This is a genomic window from Thermostichus sp. MS-CIW-23 (assembly GCF_054059455.1).
Genome location: NZ_JBSSCC010000036.1, coordinates 1 through 20826, shown reverse-complemented (window position 1 = coordinate 20826; position 20826 = coordinate 1). Strand labels below are relative to the sequence as shown.

Genomic DNA, 20826 nt, shown 5'->3' with positions numbered 1-20826 from the left:
TTCTCCAGGCAACCCCATCAACCCCACTTCAGGTGCTGTCTCAACAACTGAGCGTGCTGAGCCGATTGCCTCGCCCACAGGTCAGCTTGGGCAGGGCTGAGAGCTAGGCCCTCTGAGTAGCAGGCCAGCCAAGCTTGGTGTAAGGCTTCAGGATCGGTGGGCATCTCCTGCAGATCCCAGCCAGGCATGCCCAATTCCTGGAGCAGCGTTTTCACCTTGGGATCGTAGCTGAGACCAAAACAGGCGCAGCCCTCTGCCGCCGCCATCACCAATCCGTGGTAGCGCATGGTGATCGCCAGCCTGACACCCCGAAAGACTCCTTTCAATAGACAGGGATCCCGAATTTCCAGCACTTGGCTACGGTGGGGTAGGCGCTGCTGAAGCTGCTGAGCCAAGTGGTAGTCTGGCCCAAGGTCAGGGGATCCGGGAGGAGCCAGCTGAAAGGGCACGAAGAGAAGGTATGCCCCCGTGGAAGCCTGGAGACGCTGTAAACCCTGGCTCAAAGCTTCTAGACAGGCTCCAGTCAGTTGCGGATGCGGACGCAAGACCACAGCAATGCGGGGCTGAGGCCACGTTTCCCATTCCGGCAAGGTTTTGGACGGCAAACTCCAGACGGGATCCGGAGCCACCTGGTGAGGGATCCCCCACTCTTGCAGCCATTGGGAGGCAACCTCATCCCGCACACTGATGGCCGTGCAACCTGCCAACGAGCGACGGGCTAGTGCGCGAATCCACCCCCGCTGCAGCGGCCCGATCCCCTGGGCCCAGGCAACGGTTCTTAGCCCCCATCGCTGGGCTAGGCCCATCACCCCCAGGTAGTAGAGAGGGCTGCGCCAACTGGTGCGATCCTGCAGCAGGCCACCTCCACCCCAGATGAAAGCCTGGGCCTCCTGGAGACAGCGCCGTAAAGCCAAACTGTTGAAGCGCGGATAGGCCAGCACCCCATAGGTGGCAGCCGTTTCGGCAGGGCGACGGGAGAGCACCACCGGCTGTACGGGGCTGGGCAACTGCTCTAGCTCTCGTAAGAGAGCCAGCAACAACGCCTCATCGCCGGCATTGCCGTAGCCGTAGTAGCCACAGATCAAAACCTGTGGCCGTTTCATCGAGTCCATCTGAGTAACAGGGATCCTAACTCACCCACAGAGTCCTGTGAGGTTGGAAAAGGCCGCGACGGCAAACCCTAGTTGGATGATGACTCCCTGAGCCATTGGATCAAATCGGCCAGGGTTTGGAAGTCCAACAGCGCTTCCGCCAAAGCCTCCAGTTGCTCGGTAGGTAAGAGGCGGATGGTTTCAGACAGGTCTTCCGGCAAAGATCCCAGCTTGCGCCGCAGTTGACTCAGAGTCAGTCGAGCTGCTTCTTGCTGCAGACCTTGCTGCAGACCTTGTTGCAGACCTTGCTCTAGGCCTTGTTTCAGGCCCTCCTCTCGCCCTTCTTTGAGGGCTTCTGCTCGCCACATCTGATAGATGGTCGATTCCCGCACAGCCAGACCTCCCAGTACCCTGCTAATTTCCTCTGGCGTCCATGTTAATCCTGCCAAAACAGCAGTGGCCGCTTTCACCTCTTGCCGTAGTTTTGGATCCTCTATCTCTGCTATTGCTCTGGCCACTTGGCGGAGTCGCGGCTCCGGGTTTTCCGGATCTGCCAACACGGCTAAAGGCAGGAGTCCTGGATATTGAGATAGCACCTCCGGATCTTGTTCCCACAGGCGCAAGACCTCAAAGCGATGAGAAAGGGATCCCCGTTGAAAAGAAGTCTGGTACACCCGTTCTGACTGGGTTTTTCTCAGGTAGATGACAATCTGCCGCACCTCCTGGTCGGGATAGCGACGGAACAGGCGCAGGCAGTAGTCGGCCATGCGCAAGGGAATGTCGGGATCCGGATCGGTTTGAAACTCCAGATGCAAAATCAGGTTTTGGGCCCTCAGCAGGATGAGGGAGTCCGCGCGAATGGGCTCGCTGGAGAGCTCCGTTGGCTGGAGCTGGATCAAGGGAACCGGGGATCCCAGTAGCCACCGGGCAAAGGACTCGGGGAACCATTCCACCAAGTACTTGCAGACGTTATCGTAGGCCACAGGATCCCTTTCCTACAAAAGCCGATTCTCCCGATGGCCCCTCTGCCGAGATCAGCCGTAGTACCCTTGGTTGATGCGGTTTTCCAGTTGGTTAGCCCCTTCCTGATACTCGCCAAACACGAAGTTCTCGGCGTTGGCTTTGATCAGGGCCTTTTGCTGCTCTGTCAGGCCTGAGATCTGCAACATGTCTTCCAGGCTCTTGTAGGGGGCATTTTTCACCAGGATGCGAGCCAGGGTGGGATAGAAGCCCGGCAGTTGGCGGTAGTTGCGCAAGATGGTGTTGTTCACGTCAATCGGAGTGTCCAAGTGCTTTACCGGGGGAAGCTCTGCGGCCCTGGCCACAACAGGGATCCCCAAAGGAGCGAAGCACAGACAGAGCACTAACACCACACGAACCAAGATGGACAGCAGCCAACGCATAGCATCACTTCTCCAAGCAGAATCCAAAAGGCTCATCTGTATAGGTTGCTAACATTCTCCGACCATCTAGTGTCTCATCCCCTCCACCCCGAATCGAGGGCCAAGACAGGATTTGGATCCCGACAGAAACAATTTTTAACAACTATGATCAGGAGACAGTCTTTCTTGCCATTCCTTTCGCGGCTGATTGCACCATGTCCGACTTGGCCCTTCTCCACTCGACTCGACTTGACCCCCCAAGCCGGGATCCATCCACAGGGATCCCACAACCCACGCCTTCTCCGGAGCTGGAGTTGCTGGGGCAGACCGAACTCTTTCTCAGACGGCACATTGGGCCGGATGCCCGGCAAATTGGGCACATGTTGCAAGTGTTGGAGCTGAGTTCGCTGCAGGAGCTGGTGGAGAAGGCGGTGCCGCCGGCCATTCGCAGCAGCCGGCCTTTGCAATTGGGATCCCCTTGCCCTGAGCTGCAGGTGTTGGCGGAACTGCAGGCAATGGCTGCCCAGAACCAGGTGTGGCGATCCTTTTTGGGCATGGGCTATTCCAACACCCTGACGCCGCCGGTGATTCAGCGCAGCATCCTGGAAAACCCTGCCTGGTACACCCCCTACACCCCCTACCAAGCTGAGATTGCCCAGGGACGGTTGGAAGCCCTGCTCAACTTCCAGACGATGGTGATCGACCTGACGGGGATGGAGATCGCCAATGCTTCCCTGCTGGACGAGGCCACCGCAGCCGCCGAAGCCATGGCTCTTGCCTACACCTTGGCAGGCAAGGGATCCCCAGTTTTCTGGTTGGATCGGGGCTGCCATCCCCAGACGATTGCCGTGGTACAGACGCGGGCGGAACCATTGGGAATCCAGGTGCGCATAGCCGATCCAACAGAACTCTCCCTGGAAAAGGGCTTTGGATTACTCCTGCAGTATCCCAGCACCTATGGGGAAATCCGGGACTACCGGCAGTTGGTGGAGCAGGCTCACCAGAAGGGGATGGTGGTGGCGGTGGCTGCCGACCTGCTCAGCTTAACCCTATTGCAACCCCCAGGAGAGTGGGGAGCGGACATCGTGGTGGGATCCACCCAGCGCTTCGGCGTGCCTTTGGGCTATGGCGGCCCCCATGCAGCTTACTTCGCCACCCGCGAGGCCCACAAGCGGCTGCTGCCAGGACGGCTGGTGGGGATTTCTCAGGATGCTCAAGGCAAGCCGGCCCTGCGCTTGGCGTTGCAGACCCGCGAGCAGCACATCCGGCGGGACAAGGCCACCAGCAACATCTGCACTGCCCAGGTGCTTTTGGCGGTGATGGCTTCTATGTATGCCGTCTACCACGGCCCCCGCGGCTTGCGACACATAGCCGAGCGCATCCACCGCCAGGCCCATCACTTGGCCACTGGGATCTGCCAGTTGGGTTATGAGGTGGGGCCCGAGCATTTCTTCGATACCTTCTGGGTCAAGGTAGCTTCTCCAGAGCAGGTGCAGGCGATCCAGGCCGGCGCTGCTCAGCGGCAGATCAACCTCCGCCAGATCGATGACCGGACGCTGGGGATCAGCTTGGATGAGGCCACCACCGCTCAGGATCTGCGGGATCTGTGGGAGATCTTTGCCGGAACCGTTCGCGTCAGCGGAGCGGAGTCCTTACCGCCAGCTTGGGATCCCGACAGCCCAGGGCCGGATTTGGGCCAGAGCCTGCCGCCCCAGCTCCTGCGCACCACCCCCTACCTCACCCATCCGGTCTTTAACCGTTACCACTCGGAAACTGAGCTGCTGCGCTATATCCACCGCCTGCAAAGCCGGGATCTGGCTCTCACCCATTCCATGATCCCCTTGGGCTCTTGCACCATGAAGCTGAACGCCACGGTGGAGATGATGCCGGTCACCTGGCCGGAGTTTGCCCAGCTCCATCCTTTTGTGCCCCTGGAGCAGGCCCGTGGCTATCAAGCCCTTTTTGCCCAGTTGGAAAAGATGCTGGCGGAGATCACCGGCTTTGCCGGAGTTTCTCTGCAGCCCAATGCCGGATCTCAGGGGGAATATGCCGGCCTGTTGGCTATCCGCCGCTACCACCAAGCCAGAGGGGAAAGCCGGCGGCAGGTGTGCTTGATCCCCACCTCGGCCCACGGAACCAACCCGGCCAGCGCCGTGATGGCGGGGATGCAGGTGGTGAGCGTAGCTTGTGATGAAGCCGGCAATATCGACATTGAGGATTTGCAGGCCAAGGTGGAGCAGCACCGGGAGCGGCTGGCCGCCTTGATGATCACCTACCCTTCTACCCACGGTGTGTTTGAGGAAGGGATCCGCGAGATTTGCCAGATAATCCACGAGGCGGGGGGACAGGTGTACATGGATGGGGCCAACCTCAACGCTCAGGTGGGCCTCTGCCGTCCTGCCGAGCTGGGGGCCGATGTCTGCCACCTCAACCTGCACAAGACCTTCTGCATTCCCCATGGGGGAGGTGGGCCGGGGGTAGGGCCCATTGCCGTGGCCCCTCACCTTGTGCCCTATTTGCCCGGCCATCCTGTTTTGCCCGGCTGTAACGGCCCCGTCAGCGCTGCCCCGTGGGGCAGTGCCAGCATTTTGCCCATCTCCTGGGCCTACATTCGCCTTATGGGATCCGCCGGCCTCACCCTGGCCAGCCAAGTGGCCATCCTCAACGCCAACTACATCGCCAAGCGGCTGGATCCCTACTACCCGGTGCTCTACAAGGGGCCGGGGGGGTGGGTGGCCCACGAGTGTATTTTGGATTTGCGCCCCCTGAAAAAAAGCGCCGGCATCGAGGTGGAAGATGTGGCCAAGCGCCTGATGGACTATGGCTTCCACGCCCCCACCATCTCCTGGCCGGTGCCGGGGACAATGATGGTGGAGCCCACCGAGAGCGAATCTCTGGAGGAGCTGGATCGCTTCTGCGAGGCGATGATTGCCATCCGCCAGGAGATTGCCGCCATTGAGCGAGGCGAGATGGATCCGGTGCGCAATCCCCTCAAGCTGGCCCCCCACACCGCCGAGGTGGTGGCTGCCGACCACTGGGATCGCCCCTATCCTCGCTCGCTGGCCGCCTACCCGCTCCCTTGGGTCAAGGCCCACAAGTTCTGGCCCAGCGTCAGCCGCATCGACAACGCCTACGGGGATCGCCACCTGGTGTGCAGTTGTCAGCCCTGGCTCGACGAATGATGGCTGCTCTGGAACTTGGCCCAGAAAGGGAGATTGGTTGTATCCAAAGGCGGGATCCGCTATAACCAGTCAGGGATCCCTGGCCAACGGATGAGAAAAAATCCCCGTCTTGAGCGGTTCACGTCAGTGGGGCCAAGTTCTTTGCCTATTCTTACTCGGCTAACCCTGGGGCTGTTGGCGGGATCCCTCGTGGCCTGCCGCAAGATGCCTGATCCGGTTGCTCAAGAAGTGGATCAGGATCCCGTGCGGCGTCACATCGGCAAAGATGGCACGCACTTTGAGGCTTCCCTAGGAGATGCCCGCGCCCTTCCCCCTCAGTTTCCCCCTCACTTGCAGTTGCCCAACGCTTCCATCATCTCTTCGGGACAGATTCGGGATCGAGAGGGGGGCCTTGCCTCCCTGATCTTGCAGACCTCTCAGCCTCTGGAGGCCATTGCCGCCTACTACCGCCGCACCCTGTGGGGCCGGGGCTGGGACATCCTCTCGGACATCGAGCAGGCCAATGGGATCCGCACCTTGGTGTTCGAGTCTCCCCCCCACCCCAAAAAGCCTCTCCAACAGGCGGTGGTGCAAGTGGGATCCCCCCGTCGCGGGCCGGATCAGGTGGAATACCGCGATATCTTGATTTTGCTGAGCACCGTATCCCCCTCTGCCACGGCAGAAGACCTCTCTGCGGCCAAGCTCGCTCCCCCAACTTCCCCCTGAGGATGCCCATCTATACCCAGTCGATTCAGATTGCGGCCAGCGTGGCCCAGGTGGATCGCTGCCTCACCGACCTGGAGTTGATGAAGCGCTGGCTCAACCCGCTGTTGGGCTGTGAGGCGGTGGGATCCCCTCTGGCGGAATTGGGCAGCCGCTACCGCTTTTTCCTTCGCCTGCCGTTTGTATCCCCCAGCTTGGATTGCGTGATTACAGAGCGGGCAGAAGGCTTGGTGCAGTGGCAGTTTAAGGGATTTTTTGAAGGAACCGACCGCTGGGAATGCCATCCCCAGCCGGGGGGTACCCTTCTAGTCAATTGCTTCAACTTCCGCATCCCCAATCCCTGGGTGGCGGCAGGGTTTTACCTGTTGGCAGCAGGGCCGACCCAGCAGGATATGCGGGCCCAGCTCCGACGGCTGAAGGCAGTGGCCGAGGCTTTGGGTTAGGCTGGTGGCAAGTAGTAAAGAAACGTAAAAAACTGCAATGACCAGCAACAGCGGACTGTTTAACCGTCGCTTTGCCGACAACTTCATCCCCCAACCAGCCAACACTTCTCTGGAAATCGGCCAGATTGCCCCCGATTTTGAGCTGCCGCGCGTGCAAGGGGATCCCGTGCGGCTATCGGACTACCGCGGCCAAAAGCCGGTGGTTCTGGCTTTTACTCGCATTTTCACCGAAAAGCTTTTTTGCCCTTTTTGCTACCCCCACATCCAAGAGCTGAAAGCCCGCTACAGCGAGATCCAAGCCTTGGGGGCGGAGCTGCTGATGGTCACCAGCACCGATCCGGTTCAAAGCCAGCAGATTCAAGCCGACCTGCAGCTGCCTTACCCGCTGCTGGTGGATCCCGAGTGCAAAACCTTCCGCCTCTATGGGGTTGGCCAAGCTTTGGGAGCACCCCTGCCGGCCCAGTTCGTTGTGGATCGGGAGGGCAAACTGCGCTTCAAGCATGTTTTCTCCTTTGCCCAACCCAATGCCGATACCGATGAGGTGCTGCGGGTGTTGCGGGAGGGGCTGCAAACCGGCTGGGATGGAACCCGTAGGGTGGCCCCTATCCCCTTTTTCTAGGGATCGGGCTTCTCTGCCATTGGACTTCCAGGGAGAGAGACTGCGATGTTTGCCCGTCTGGCCCAAAGTGGGGCGCGTCAGGCCGAGATCCTGGAGGTGGTTTTGCGCCACGGTTGGGACTACATGCGCCGCTTGCTCTCTTTTGGCAAGGCTGGGGAACCCCAACTGCCCCCGCCGATGGTGCTGCGCAACATTTTGGTGGATCTGGGGCCGGTCTATGTCAAGCTGGGCCAACTGCTGAGCACCCGTCCGGACCTGTTGCCGCGAGAGTACATCGAGGCCCTCAGCACTCTGCAGGCCGACGTACCTCCTGTTCCCTGGAATGCGGTGGAGATCCTGCTGCGGCAGCAGTTGCGGCAGCCGTTGGAGCAGGTGTTCAGCAGCCTGGACAGGGAATCGGTTGCGGCGGGATCCATTGCCCAGGTCCATCGGGCTTGTCTGGTCAGCGGCGAGTGGGTGGCCCTCAAGATCCAGCGGCCCGGTCTGGAGGCGGTGGTGGAGCGGGATACGCGGCTAATCCGGGGCATTGCCGAGCTGGTGGCGCAAACGGAGTTCGGCAGGTTGGCAGATGTGGTGGCCTTGGCGGATGAGTTCTGCCGGGCCATTCAAGCAGAGCTGGACTTTACCCAAGAGGCCCGCCACACCGAGCAGCTCCGCCAACAGTTGCAAAGGGGGCGTTGGTTTGATCCGGCCCAACTGGTGGTGCCGCGCATCCATTGGCCTCTCACTACGCCAAAGGTGTTGACGCTGGAGTGGATCGAGGGCCGGCCCCTGTTGGAGGCGGATCGCAGCGACGCGGACCCGGAAAACATCGCCCGCCTCTTGACCCGCGCTTTTTTCCAGCAGATCTGCATTGATGGCTATTTCCACGCCGATCCCCACCCCGGCAACCTCTTTTACTTGGGATCCGGTCGCGTAGCCCTGCTGGATTGCGGCATGATTGGGCGGCTGGATCCGCGTACGCAGCAGATTCTGCTGGAGCTGATGCTGGCCATTGTCAGCCTCGATGCCCAGCGCTGTGCCGAATTGACCCTGGAGTTGGCCCTGCCGGAAAGATCCGCGGCCCGCTCGCGGGATCAGACTGTCAGCTTGGCCCAGCTCCAAAGCGACTACGAGCGTCTGCTGCGCCAGTACTACGCCCTGAGCATTGCGGAGCTCAACTTCAGCCAGCTCTTTTCTGAGATCCTGCAGGCGGCCCGGCGCAACCAGATCCGCATTCCCGGCAATTTGGGCCTCTGTGCCAAGGCGCTGGCCAATTTGGAAGGGATCGCCCGCCAGCTCACCCCCGACTACAACCTGCCGGAACAGCTTCGCCCCCTGATGGCGGATGTGTTTCGGGCGCAATTGCTGGGGGAGGCCCCTCTGCCTTCGCTGCTGCGCACGGCTTTGGATTTGAAAAATCTCTCTCTGCAATCGCCGCGCCAGATGGAGCTGCTGCTCAGCCGCATCACCTCGGAAACCCAGCGCTGGAACTTAACCATCCAAGAGCTGGACGGGATCCGCAGCAGCCTGGATCAGTCGGCCAACCGCCTTTCCTACAGCATTGTGGTCGGCTCTCTGATCGTCGGAGCTGCCATCATCTCGGCTCAGACGCAGCGCTTCCAGGTCTTTGGGCTGAGCGAACTCCTCTTCGGCGCGGCCAGCCTGTTGGGGCTGTGGCTCGTCATCAGCATCCTGCGCTCCGGTCGCCTGCGCGGCTAGATTGGCTGAGGTTGGCTCATCAGTGGACTCAGGGCCCTACTGCCCTTGTCTGGATCTCGATGTTTCCAAAAGAACACCAAAACGGTATCAACGCCTCCGCGAGCGATCCGCCAAAAGCCGCAAAGGCCGATTCTTTCGTTCGATCCCTCGACGCCTTGCGCCACAAGGCTTTCCGGCTCCAAAACCCCCTCGCCAAAACTCTTTTTGCCGACTTTTTTCCGGATCCCTCGCAAATGGGTCTTGCATTCCTTGCCCTGCTTGGGTTTAATAGGGGTGGAGTTCCCCCTTCGGGGGGATCCCTAGAAATTGGAAACTGTACGTAGTCTGATAATGTAGCAAGAATAGTGTTTAATGTTCCCCCTTCGGGGGGATCCCTAGAAATTGGAAACGCCTTAATGGCAGCCTTTGAGGAACTAACTAGTCATCGATGTTCCCCCTTCGGGGGGATCCCTAGAAATTGGAAACTGGAAGAGAATGAGATTGGCCTTCCCACGGGGGGCAGTTCCCCCTTCGGGGGGATCCCTAGAAATTGGAAACGGGGAAAGCGCCGACTTTGGCCGAAATGTCCAACAAGTGTTCCCCCTTCGGGGGGATCCCTAGAAATTGGAAACGATTTAGTGTAACCGTCTAGTCAAACACCACCCCCTGTTCCCCCTTCGGGGGGATCCCTAGAAATTGGAAACAAACTTTCCATCTTGCACCTCCCTTTCGGGATGATAAAGAACAGTTCCCCCTTCGGGGGGATCCCTAGAAATTGGAAACAACTAAACCTGCCGATTCTAAAAATAAAAAAGGCTGCCTTTGTTCCCCCTTCGGGGGGATCCCTAGAAATTGGAAACCGACTTGAAACGTAAGCTAGAGGAGGCTCTGCCGGTCGGATCGAGTTCCCCCTTCGGGGGGATCCCTAGAAATTGGAAACAGCAGAGATCTATAAGGAGACGGTAGCCAAGGTCAAGTTCCCCCTTCGGGGGGATCCCTAGAAATTGGAAACATGCAGCAGTGGCTGTTTCAGGTTCGAGGCGAAAGATTGTTCCCCCTTCGGGGGGATCCCTAGAAATTGGAAACTCGGCATGGCACAGCAGGCTCATGGCAAAATCCATGCCCCTAGTTCCCCCTTCGGGGGGATCCCTAGAAATTGGAAACATTGTTATCGAGCTGCACACAGTGCATCTCGTTAACGTTCCCCCTTCGGGGGGATCCCTAGAAATTGGAAACATACACTCTGGGGTAGCCGTTCCTCTGTGTATACTCTTCAAATGTTCCCCCTTCGGGGGGATCCCTAGAAATTGGAAACTATTTTTTCGAGTTAAGTCTATACTTGACTTAAATTTGTTCCCCCTTCGGGGGGATCCCTAGAAATTGGAAACGTTTGAAGATTGGTGTTACACTTACTCAAACAAATACCCTGTTCCCCCTTCGGGGGGATCCCTAGAAATTGGAAACGCAGATCCTAAGGTAAAGTGGATAATTACTATGGTAAAGTTCCCCCTTCGGGGGGATCCCTAGAAATTGGAAACGTGCAAAATGATCACACTCCTTGGTGCAGACGGTCGTGTTCCCCCTTCGGGGGGATCCCTAGAAATTGGAAACACTGGTATTGAGTTATGGTATCACCCTCCTTCTCCTCCAGTAGTTCCCCCTTCGGGGGGATCCCTAGAAATTGGAAACTTTCGTAAGAGACTCCAAGCTGCTCGTGCCTGGCTAACCGCGGAGGTTCCCCCTTCGGGGGGATCCCTAGAAATTGGAAACAGATGAATATTTATAAAGCCCACGTTAGCCCTGCTAACGCGTTCCCCCTTCGGGGGGATCCCTAGAAATTGGAAACTAGCTCTGCAACGCTCACGGACAGAACCGCCACCGGGTTCCCCCTTCGGGGGGATCCCTAGAAATTGGAAACTTATCGACCAGAATCTGCAAAAGCAAATACTATATTTTATGTTCCCCCTTCGGGGGGATCCCTAGAAATTGGAAACTTCCGGGTAACCGGAGTCACCGACGGGTACGATGTGGTTCCCCCTTCGGGGGGATCCCTAGAAATTGGAAACTACAAGCCGTTTCCCGTTGGGTCTCACGGTTTGCAGTAGTTCCCCCTTCGGGGGGATCCCTAGAAATTGGAAACGGGCACCATCGCTGCCACCTCGGGGCTAAGACCACCGAGTGTTCCCCCTTCGGGGGGATCCCTAGAAATTGGAAACCTGGCTTGTATTACAATTATGAACCATCGAGTAATGCGTTCCCCCTTCGGGGGGATCCCTAGAAATTGGAAACGTGGATGGTGAAACTATCTTCATCTTCAACAATTTAGTTCCCCCTTCGGGGGGATCCCTAGAAATTGGAAACTTTCTTCTACAGAGGAAACTGGGTGATCTTCCAAGACGGGTTCCCCCTTCGGGGGGATCCCTAGAAATTGGAAACGATCCGCTTCATCTACTGTACATTCACTAAGGAATTCTTGTTCCCCCTTCGGGGGGATCCCTAGAAATTGGAAACGCAAATAGAGGCGCCGACTGCCGTAGACGTAACGAAATCCCGTTCCCCCTTCGGGGGGATCCCTAGAAATTGGAAACTCCTCAACCTTCACCCCATTCAGAGCGAAGTTCACGTTCCCCCTTCGGGGGGATCCCTAGAAATTGGAAACGTTGTAAATGTATACCCGTATCTCGTTTAACCCGAAGTTCCCCCTTCGGGGGGATCCCTAGAAATTGGAAACCTCCAATTTAACTTCACCAACTACGGCGAATACTTATTAGTTCCCCCTTCGGGGGGATCCCTAGAAATTGGAAACTCCGCCCCTTCCCCAAACAGCCATAACAGCCATTTTTTGAAGTTCCCCCTTCGGGGGGATCCCTAGAAATTGGAAACAGCGTGCTCGTGCTCTGGCCAAACAAATTCACGATGCAGGGGGTTCCCCCTTCGGGGGGATCCCTAGAAATTGGAAACCTGAGTGGGGGAGGTTAGACTGGAATATAGAAGCGTACGTTCCCCCTTCGGGGGGATCCCTAGAAATTGGAAACAGTAAGGAAAGCCTAAATGAGGGCTTTGGTGAGTTCATCGTTCCCCCTTCGGGGGGATCCCTAGAAATTGGAAACCCGAGCCCCAATCTTGCGCGGGGCGAAATCGCCTTACCGAGTTCCCCCTTCGGGGGGATCCCTAGAAATTGGAAACCCCAACTCAGCACCCAGGAGATAATCCTGGGTGTTGTTTGTTCCCCCTTCGGGGGGATCCCTAGAAATTGGAAACGATATGCACGCTGGGTGGATCTCCGGCATATCGAAATGTTCCCCCTTCGGGGGGATCCCTAGAAATTGGAAACAGGAAGCGTAGAGCATCTCCTTTGTGGAAACTTGCCATGTTCCCCCTTCGGGGGGATCCCTAGAAATTGGAAACATCGGATCGGTCATACGCATAGGTATATAACCGGGCTGTTCCCCCTTCGGGGGGATCCCTAGAAATTGGAAACGATAGTCAATCCAGTCTGCGTAGTAACAGACTGCAAGTTCCCCCTTCGGGGGGATCCCTAGAAATTGGAAACTGCAAAGCTATATCGACATGTGTTCCCTATCGGAGTGGGATGTTCCCCCTTCGGGGGGATCCCTAGAAATTGGAAACTCGAAGCCCATATGTACCTCCTTAGGCAGGGAAACAGTTCCCCCTTCGGGGGGATCCCTAGAAATTGGAAACAGGATTATCTCCTGGGTGTTGTTTATTCCCTATGAAGTTCCCCCTTCGGGGGGATCCCTAGAAATTGGAAACCTCCTCAATGGTCAACCACTTGTTGCGATGCGGAATCGCAGTTCCCCCTTCGGGGGGATCCCTAGAAATTGGAAACTTGGTCAGAGTTTAGTTGTACTTTATTACGAGACATATTGTTCCCCCTTCGGGGGGATCCCTAGAAATTGGAAACACGAATAAATAAGTGGAGGCTGCCACTAGGGCAGCGTTCCCCCTTCGGGGGGATCCCTAGAAATTGGAAACACCATGAATTGCTGGTAGGAAAAGTCGCCGCAATCTACCCAAGTTCCCCCTTCGGGGGGATCCCTAGAAATTGGAAACTTTAAAGATAAATTTCCGCCCTTTGGGTGTGTTCTCAAGTTCCCCCTTCGGGGGGATCCCTAGAAATTGGAAACTTATTTACGGATACCTAAGGCATAGAGAATCTCGTTAGTTCCCCCTTCGGGGGGATCCCTAGAAATTGGAAACTATGTGTTAACCTCTGGGGTTGCAAAAAGTTTTTCCCAGTTCCCCCTTCGGGGGGATCCCTAGAAATTGGAAACGAGACCTAACAGGTACGTATGCCAACCCTATTGTTAGTTCCCCCTTCGGGGGGATCCCTAGAAATTGGAAACCAGTTTTGTGGGATCCGTGGCCTTGGATCCCTCATTGTTCCCCCTTCGGGGGGATCCCTAGAAATTGGAAACTAGCTGCGAGTGTCGGTCGGTTGGTTAAGCCCTTTGGGGCAGGTTCCCCCTTCGGGGGGATCCCTAGAAATTGGAAACACTCCGGTTCCCACGTAGCTGGGTGCATGCAGTCTTGGTTCCCCCTTCGGGGGGATCCCTAGAAATTGGAAACACGGAGGGTTTGGGAAGCTTTGTCCTTTTGGACGTTTAGTTCCCCCTTCGGGGGGATCCCTAGAAATTGGAAACGCTTGGAGAGCTTCGGCTTCTCTCATTTTTTGCTCCCGCTGTTCCCCCTTCGGGGGGATCCCTAGAAATTGGAAACCGCATTCGGGACAAAGAAGGGATCGAACACGTCTACTGTTCCCCCTTCGGGGGGATCCCTAGAAATTGGAAACATGCAGAGCAGATCTGAGCGGGTTGCTATGCTTAGTCACCCTGGTTCCCCCTTCGGGGGGATCCCTAGAAATTGGAAACTACCCGCGACCCCAAACGATCACTTCGATTTCTGGGATTTCGGTTCCCCCTTCGGGGGGATCCCTAGAAATTGGAAACTGTTCTTTGAACGCGATTCAGGTGGGGAACATATACGTGTTCCCCCTTCGGGGGGATCCCTAGAAATTGGAAACATAGCTGTATGGCTCGCAGCCTTCGGCAAGCCATTGTTTGGCCAAGTTCCCCCTTCGGGGGGATCCCTAGAAATTGGAAACTTCTGGGCCATTCTTTGAACATCCCAGTACTGGGAGTTCCCCCTTCGGGGGGATCCCTAGAAATTGGAAACTATCTTCTTCTCAGTTAGAAGGTGCCCCTTCTTCCCGTTCCCCCTTCGGGGGGATCCCTAGAAATTGGAAACGTTGTGTTCACTGCCCGAATCGGAGGTTCTATGAAAATGTTCCCCCTTCGGGGGGATCCCTAGAAATTGGAAACCAAAGACCTGAAGCCGGGTGAAGTAATCGTACCAAGTTCCCCCTTCGGGGGGATCCCTAGAAATTGGAAACACTCGGCCAGGTCGTTGTAAGTTAAGCGAACTCCTTGTTCCCCCTTCGGGGGGATCCCTAGAAATTGGAAACCACCGGCGAGTTAGCCGGATCCAACGCCCCCGTTGGGAGTTCCCCCTTCGGGGGGATCCCTAGAAATTGGAAACACCAGTTGTTCCTTAGAGAACGTAGCAGTCATGATGTTCCCCCTTCGGGGGGATCCCTAGAAATTGGAAACCGGAGTCCAGATGTACTTGCGCTTATGCATTTTGGACTCCTTTGTTCCCCCTTCGGGGGGATCCCTAGAAATTGGAAACCTGACTGATCAGCCTCACACCAGCCGACGCAAATAGGGCGTTCCCCCTTCGGGGGGATCCCTAGAAATTGGAAACAAACAGCGCTGGGGTAAGTGAACTCCAGCCTACTGTAGGTTCCCCCTTCGGGGGGATCCCTAGAAATTGGAAACTCCCCCAGGCTTTCGCCCGTGCAACCCGCTCCTTGGAGTTCCCCCTTCGGGGGGATCCCTAGAAATTGGAAACTGCATGGCAGAGGACGGTTTGATACTGCTACCGAGTTGTTCCCCCTTCGGGGGGATCCCTAGAAATTGGAAACTATCGAGGATCCGGTTAACGGTGAACCACTCCAGATAGTCCACGTTCCCCCTTCGGGGGGATCCCTAGAAATTGGAAACCGGGGGCAGCGGGTCGGGGAGGTCGCCGGGATCGGGGTTCCCCCTTCGGGGGGATCCCTAGAAATTGGAAACAACTTGTTGGATCCCTTGCCACCTTGGGGTGTATTTGTTGAGTCAGTTTCCCTGCAGTGAGGGATCCCTAGGGATGGGGAAAGGACTCAACAGCTTGCGCTGGCTGGCGCGTCAGTATGCGCTTCGAGTTCTGGATGCTGCCGGTATAACCCTCAATGGCTCGCAACCTTGGGATATTCAAGTTCACGACGAGCGGCTATATCTGCGCTGCCTGCTCTATGGATCCCTGGGCTTTGGCGAGGCCTACATGGAGGGCTGGTGGGATTGCGAGGCCATTGATGAGTTAGTTTGTCGTCTCCTAACTGCCCAGGCACCGCAGCAGGTGGGTTGGCTAACTCAGCCCTTGCTTGGGTTGGACAGTTGCCTTATCAACCGCCAGCGGGGCAAGGGGGCATTCGTCATTGGCCAGCGCCACTACGACATTGGCAACGATCTCTATGAGGACATGCTGGATCGCCGCATGATCTACAGCTGTGCCTATTGGGATGGGGGCGCGCAAACTCTGGATGAAGCCCAAGAAGCTAAGCTTGACCTCATTGCCCGCAAGCTGGAACTCCAACCCGGCATGCGGGTGCTCGACATCGGCTGTGGCTGGGGCGGCACAGCCCAGTACCTGGCCGAACGCTACGGGGTGCAGGTTGTGGGGATTACTGTTTCCAAAGAGCAAGCCAAACTGGCCAGCGAACGCTGCCGCGGCCTGCCGGTCGAGATTCGGTTAGAAGACTATCGCCAGACCCAGGGAAAGTTTGATCGCATCCTTTCTGTCGGCATGTTTGAACATGTTGGCTACCGAAACTACCGAACGTTTATGCAGGTAGCCCGCCGCTTGTTGAACGACAATGGCTTGTTTCTTCTGCACACCATCGGCAGCAACGTGGCCTACCAGGGGCGGGATCCCTGGATTGAGCGCTACATTTTCCCCAACTCGATGCTGCCCTCGCCTCATCTGATTACTGCAGCCTTTGAGGGCTTATTTGTGCTGGAAGACTGGCACAATTTTGGGATCAATTACGTGGCCACCCTAAAAGCCTGGCACGCCAATTTCGAGCAGGCATGGCCAAAATTAGCCGACCGCTACGATGAGCGCTTTCGCCGCATGTGGCGGCTCTATCTCCTGATGAGTGCCGGTAGCTTCAAGGCCCGGGCCAGCCAACTTTGGCAACTGGTCCTCTCACCACGGGGAGTAAGTGGCGGCTATCGCTCGCTTCGGTAACGACAGTCCCAAAAGTTTGCAGGTGCCCCTGCGCCCTCGCTGAGTGGGGGTGTTATGATGAGTTTGATTATCATTCTCACTCTAGACAAGCTGAGGGATGCCCGCAGCTCTGCAGCAAATTGTCAATCGCTTCCAGAAGGCCAAGACCTCGCGGCAGAAGTATGAGCTTCTCCTAGCCTATGCCAAGCGCCTGCCACCCTTTCCCGAAGCGGAGAGGAAGGAGGAGAACCTAGTCAGAGGTTGCGCTTCGCAGGTGTGGCTGGCCACCGAGTTTAGGGAGGGCAAGGTCTACATCCAAGGGGATGCCGATGCTCAGTTGGTCAAGGGTTTGGTGGCCATTGTGGTGGAGGGGCTAAGTGGCCTAGCGCCGGAAGAGATTTTGGGGGTTTCCCCAGAGTTTGTGCGGGAGATGGGCCTCAATTTCAGCCTTAGCCCTTCCAGGAGCAACGGTCTGGTGAGCATGTTTTCGATGCTGCGGCAGAGGGCCTTGGCTTTTGGGAAGTCAGTTGCTTCCAGCTCTGCTGTCTCTGTTGTCTTGTGAGGTATTCAGGCTCATGACTGATCAAGCTAACTCTATCCGTTCGGCTCGACCGGTGCGATCGCTGGTCTCGCTGCTGGCCGCCCTCTCGGTCGGGATCCTGGGAAGCCTGCAGATGCGCCAAGAAGAGTCCCGGGCCCAGCAGGGATCCAGCCCCCCAAAGGTGGTGACCACGATTTTGCCGATAACGCAATTTACCCGTGCTGTGGCCGGGGATCGGGCAGAAGTCACGCCACTCCTTCCCCCTCAGATGGGGCCCCACGACTTTCAGGCTCGACCTGAGGAGGTTCGTTTGCTGGCTCAGGCGGATGTGTTGGTAATCAATGGGCTGGGAATGGAAACTTTCCTGGAGGGGTTGATCGCCAATGCCGCAAATCCCCAATTGCTGACCATCGACAGCAGCGAAGGGATCCCGACTTTGCGGGCTGAGGAGCCAGAGCATGGGCACTCCCACGGTCACGGCCATGGACACTCTCATGGACACAGTCACGGCCATTCTCACGGGCATGGCCATGGCCACTCTCATGGGCACAGCCACGGCAAGTTCAACCCCCACATTTGGCTGGATCCCAGGCGGGCTATTCAGCAGGTGGAAAACATCCGCGACGGCTTAATCGCTGCGGATCCGGCAGGGGCGGAGATCTACCGGGCCAATGCGGCTGCTTTTATCGAGAAGCTCAAGGCTTTGGATGAGGAGATTGCCGCTCGGCTAGCCCCCTTTGCCGGAAGAAGCTTTGTGGTCTTCCACGACTTTGCCCCCTATTTTGCCGAGCGCTACAACCTCAAAGCCGAGTTCTTGGTGGAGATCCCTGAAGCCAGCCCCTCCCCCGAAGATGTGCGGCGGGTGATGGAGACGGTGCGGGCATCCGGCCTAAAGACGATCCTGGTGGAACCGCAGCTGGGGAGTAACAACCCCTTTGAGGTTTTGGCCAGAGACCTAGGGATCCAAGTTCGCGTTTTCGATCCCATCGAAACCGCTGGCCCTGAGGGGATCGAGCCGGAATATTACCTGACCATCCTGCGGCAGAACGTGGATAATCTGATCTCGGCCTTTGAGAAGGAGACGGCCTTTGTGCCGCTGGAGCTGCCCTGGCTTGGGCAAGGTTCGCTGGAACAACTACTGGCGAGGGGGCGGTGACCGGCGAGGTTGTCCTGCGCGTCGAGGGGCTGACGGTCTATCGGGGATCCCAGTTGGCGGTGCAAAATGTGTCGTTTGAGCTGAGGGCGGGATCCCATACGGCGGTTGTTGGCCCCAATGGCGCTGGCAAAAGTACCTTGGTGCAGGCCATCTTGGGGATCCTGCCGCGGCAGTGCGGCTCGGTTTGGATTCTGGGAGAGCCGGTGTGCCTGTCCGGTTACTTGCCCCCCTCGGTGCGGCAGCAGGTGGCTTACGTGCCCCAACGTTTTCAGTTCAATCCTGGGCTTCCCATGGTGGTGGAGGAGTTTGTGGCTTTGGGTTGGGGGGCATTGCAACCCTGTTGGCCTTGGCAGCAGCGCTCTGCTCGGCGGCAGGCGGTGAAAGAGGCGTTGGAACGGGTCGGCGCATCCCACCTGTCCTCCAAGGCTTTGGGCCAGCTCAGCGGCGGGGAGCTGAAACGGGTGCTGTTGGCCTATTGCTTGGCTTGGCCGCGGCGGCTGCTTATCCTCGACGAGGCACCGGCAGGCTTAGATAGGCTCAGCGAGGGGGAGTTTTACCGGCTCTTGGAAGAGCTGCGCCAATCTCTGGGCTGGGCCATTTTGCAGATCTCCCATGATCTGGAAATGGTGTCTTGCTATTGCGACCGCGTGCTGTGCCTCAACCAATCCCTCATCTGCCAGGGATCCCCCCAGGTGGCTTTGGCACCAGAAGTGCTGAGCCGGGTTTATGGGCCTGTTCGCGACAGCGGTGCGGAGCACCATTTCGTCCGCTACATCCACCGTCACTGAGGGGAAGGCGATGTTGGAGGGCTGGGTGCGGGTAGTGGAGCTGTTGCAGTTGCCCTTTATGCAGCGGGCCATGCTGGGCGGGATCCTCACCGGCATGACAGGTGGGCTGCTGGGCAGTTTTGTTATTCTGCGGCAACTGTCGTTTTTTAGCGATGCCCTGGGGCATTCGGCTCTGCTGGGGATTGTTTTGGGAGTGCTGCTGGGGCTGAATCCCACCGTGGTGCTGATGGTGTTTGGGGTGGGGTTTGCTTTGGGCGTCACCTTTGTCCTGGAGCGCACCCAACTGTCGGCGGATGCGGTGCTGAACATCATCTACTCTTCCTCTTTGGCGCTGGCCGTTATCGCCCTCAGCTTGCTGCCCGGCTATCGGGGCAACCTCAACCAGTTGTTGTTTGGGGAGATTTTGGGGATCAGCCCAGCAGCCCTGTGGACGAGCGGGATCCTCTTGCTGATCAGCTCGGCCTATGTGGGATTGACTTTGCCCTCCCAAATGTTGCTGACCCTGGATGAGCCGCTGGCGCGGGCGCGGGGGGTTCAGGTGGGCTGGCAGAAGCTGGCCTTTGTGGTGTTGCTGGCTGTGGTGGTGGCCCTGGCGATTCGCTCGGTGGGGGTGTTGCTGGTGAGCGCTTTTGTGGTCATCCCAGCCTCGACGGCAAGGCTTTTGGGATCCCGCTTTACAACCTATGTGCTGCTGGCCATAGGTATTGGGGGACTGAGCGCGGTGCTGGGGATGATCGCCTCGGCAACCTTCAACCTGCCCTCCGGCCCCAGCATTGTTGCCACCCAGTTGCTCTTTTTTCTCCTAGCTATGGCGCTCAAGGGGGTGTCGCAACTCCTGCAGCTCTAGCTAGCGGCAATCCAAGAGCTCTCTCGGGCAGCGGCTTTTCCTGCAGAAGCTGGCCAAACAGGCGGCGATAGCTCTCTGGAAAGACCTGCCCGCTGAGGGTGGGCTGCTCGTAGACGCGCTTGAGGGTGTTGAGATCCCGCTTGGTAATGTTGGGCACCCGCAACACCCGCCGATTGCCGGTAGCCGCCGCATGGTGTCCGCCATACATCAGATCCCGCAGGTTCGGGCTATGGCCCCACAGCCCCAGCCCATGCCCGATCTCGTGCCGGGCCACCGCCGTTATTTCGGCCAACCCCTGTCCTTCTACAATGACGATGCGCACCCGCTGTTGTAAAGAGCCATCCGAGGCGAAGAAAAACTCAGGCCGGGCCGCCCCTGCCACCCCGCCGCCGATGGGGGGAACGCGGTAAATGCTCATCCCGTAGAAAGCCTCCTCCTCTTTGGCCACCACCTTGAGCGGGATGTAGGCCGACCACTCCTTCACCGCTTGCTCCACGGAGGCCTTCCACTGGGGGTGATCCCCTTGGATGTAGATAGGGACGGGATAGAAAGCCCACTGGGCATAGGCTCCACCTGGCAAAAGCGGCTCGATTTCCTCAAAGTAGTCTCCCACCGCCTTGTCGTAGGCGTAGCGATCCAGGCCGGGGGGGAGTTTGAGCCGCATCGGCTGCGGCAGTTCTCCGGCTTGAGTTTGAGCCTGGGCTTGCAGGGCTTCAATGCCAAAAAAGTGGGGAACCAGCAGGGATCCCCTGCCCCCCACTGCCAGGACGAGGAGCATCGTCCAGCCGAGGATGCAAAGCTGTAGAATGCGCCGCCGCATCAAAGCCGCCCTTTCGCCCTTGTCTTTCTACAAGGTTAGTGGCTCAGAAAGCAAGTGTCGTTCGTTTGACATCCTCCCCGGCCTGAAGGCCGGAGATTCCTACCACGCTACGCATGGATGGCTCCTTGCGCAATCGTCTCGGCGGGTTCCTGCTTCCGACCGCCCGTGCAGTTCGATCCACAGGCCATCCGGGCTGACACGGGTGGTTCACCCACCCGCATCCCGACC

14 protein-coding genes and 1 CRISPR repeat array are annotated in these 20826 nt (G+C 57.8%); of the genes, 10 read left to right on the top strand and 4 right to left on the bottom strand.

The window, feature by feature from the left end; genetic code table 11:
• Positions 1 to 17: 17 nt before the first annotated feature.
• The 3 genes from csaB to psbU form a co-directional block, all read right to left on the bottom strand.
• On the bottom strand, positions 18 to 1103 hold the full coding sequence (gene csaB, locus ACVW0B_RS11610) for a polysaccharide pyruvyl transferase CsaB (RefSeq protein ID WP_457491745.1): 1086 nt from the start codon (positions 1101 to 1103) through the stop codon (positions 18 to 20).
• 77 nt (positions 1104 to 1180) lie between these two features.
• Positions 1181 to 2074 carry an Rpn family recombination-promoting nuclease/putative transposase gene (locus ACVW0B_RS11605; protein WP_457491744.1) on the bottom strand — a complete coding sequence of 298 codons (894 nt, stop codon included), beginning with the start codon at positions 2072 to 2074 and terminating at the stop codon, positions 1181 to 1183.
• Positions 2075 to 2125: 51 nt separating this feature from the next.
• The gene (psbU, locus tag ACVW0B_RS11600) at positions 2126 to 2494 is read right to left on the bottom strand and encodes a photosystem II complex extrinsic protein PsbU (protein WP_041436072.1); all 369 of its coding nucleotides are present in this window, start codon (positions 2492 to 2494) and stop codon (positions 2126 to 2128) included.
• A gap of 194 nt (positions 2495 to 2688) precedes the next feature.
• Between psbU and gcvP the strand changes: the two genes are divergently transcribed.
• From gcvP to ACVW0B_RS11550, 10 genes are all read left to right on the top strand, one after another.
• Entirely contained in the window at positions 2689 to 5655 is a 2967-nt protein-coding gene (gcvP, locus tag ACVW0B_RS11595; protein ID WP_457491743.1) for an aminomethyl-transferring glycine dehydrogenase, read from the top strand.
• Between the two features lie 90 nt (positions 5656 to 5745).
• Entirely contained in the window at positions 5746 to 6360 is a 615-nt protein-coding gene (locus ACVW0B_RS11590) for a hypothetical protein (protein WP_457491742.1), read from the top strand.
• A 2-nt stretch (positions 6361 to 6362) separates the two neighbouring features.
• On the top strand, positions 6363 to 6800 hold the full coding sequence (locus ACVW0B_RS11585; protein ID WP_457410616.1) for an SRPBCC family protein: 438 nt from the start codon (positions 6363 to 6365) through the stop codon (positions 6798 to 6800).
• Positions 6801 to 6837: 37 nt separating this feature from the next.
• Positions 6838 to 7419: a peroxiredoxin family protein gene (locus ACVW0B_RS11580; protein WP_457491741.1), complete on the top strand. Its 582-nt coding sequence runs from the start codon at positions 6838 to 6840 to the stop codon at positions 7417 to 7419.
• Between the two features lie 45 nt (positions 7420 to 7464).
• Positions 7465 to 9120 carry an ABC1 kinase family protein gene (locus ACVW0B_RS11575; RefSeq protein WP_457491740.1) on the top strand — a complete coding sequence of 552 codons (1656 nt, stop codon included), beginning with the start codon at positions 7465 to 7467 and terminating at the stop codon, positions 9118 to 9120.
• 278 nt (positions 9121 to 9398) lie between these two features.
• Positions 9399 to 15254: a CRISPR direct-repeat array (repeat unit 36 nt; unit sequence GTTCCCCCTTCGGGGGGATCCCTAGAAATTGGAAAC).
• Between the two features lie 73 nt (positions 15255 to 15327).
• The gene (gene cfa, locus ACVW0B_RS11570; RefSeq protein WP_011431814.1) at positions 15328 to 16467 is read left to right on the top strand and encodes a cyclopropane fatty acyl phospholipid synthase; all 1140 of its coding nucleotides are present in this window, start codon (positions 15328 to 15330) and stop codon (positions 16465 to 16467) included.
• Between the two features lie 97 nt (positions 16468 to 16564).
• On the top strand, positions 16565 to 17008 hold the full coding sequence (locus tag ACVW0B_RS11565) for a SufE family protein (RefSeq protein ID WP_457491739.1): 444 nt from the start codon (positions 16565 to 16567) through the stop codon (positions 17006 to 17008).
• Positions 17009 to 17021: 13 nt separating this feature from the next.
• On the top strand, positions 17022 to 18143 hold the full coding sequence (locus ACVW0B_RS11560; RefSeq protein WP_457491738.1) for a metal ABC transporter solute-binding protein, Zn/Mn family: 1122 nt from the start codon (positions 17022 to 17024) through the stop codon (positions 18141 to 18143).
• Positions 18140 to 18931: a metal ABC transporter ATP-binding protein gene (locus ACVW0B_RS11555; protein ID WP_457491737.1), complete on the top strand. Its 792-nt coding sequence runs from the start codon at positions 18140 to 18142 to the stop codon at positions 18929 to 18931. The genes ACVW0B_RS11560 and ACVW0B_RS11555 overlap by 4 nt, the downstream gene beginning before the upstream one ends.
• Before the next feature lie 10 nt (positions 18932 to 18941).
• Entirely contained in the window at positions 18942 to 19778 is an 837-nt protein-coding gene (locus ACVW0B_RS11550; protein ID WP_457388569.1) for a metal ABC transporter permease, read from the top strand.
• On the opposite strand, the gene ACVW0B_RS11545 is transcribed toward ACVW0B_RS11550, so the two are convergent.
• Entirely contained in the window at positions 19747 to 20598 is an 852-nt protein-coding gene (locus ACVW0B_RS11545) for a hypothetical protein (RefSeq protein ID WP_457491736.1), read from the bottom strand. The two genes, ACVW0B_RS11550 and ACVW0B_RS11545, sit on opposite strands and share 32 nt — an antisense overlap.
• Positions 20599 to 20826: the final 228 nt, after the last annotated feature.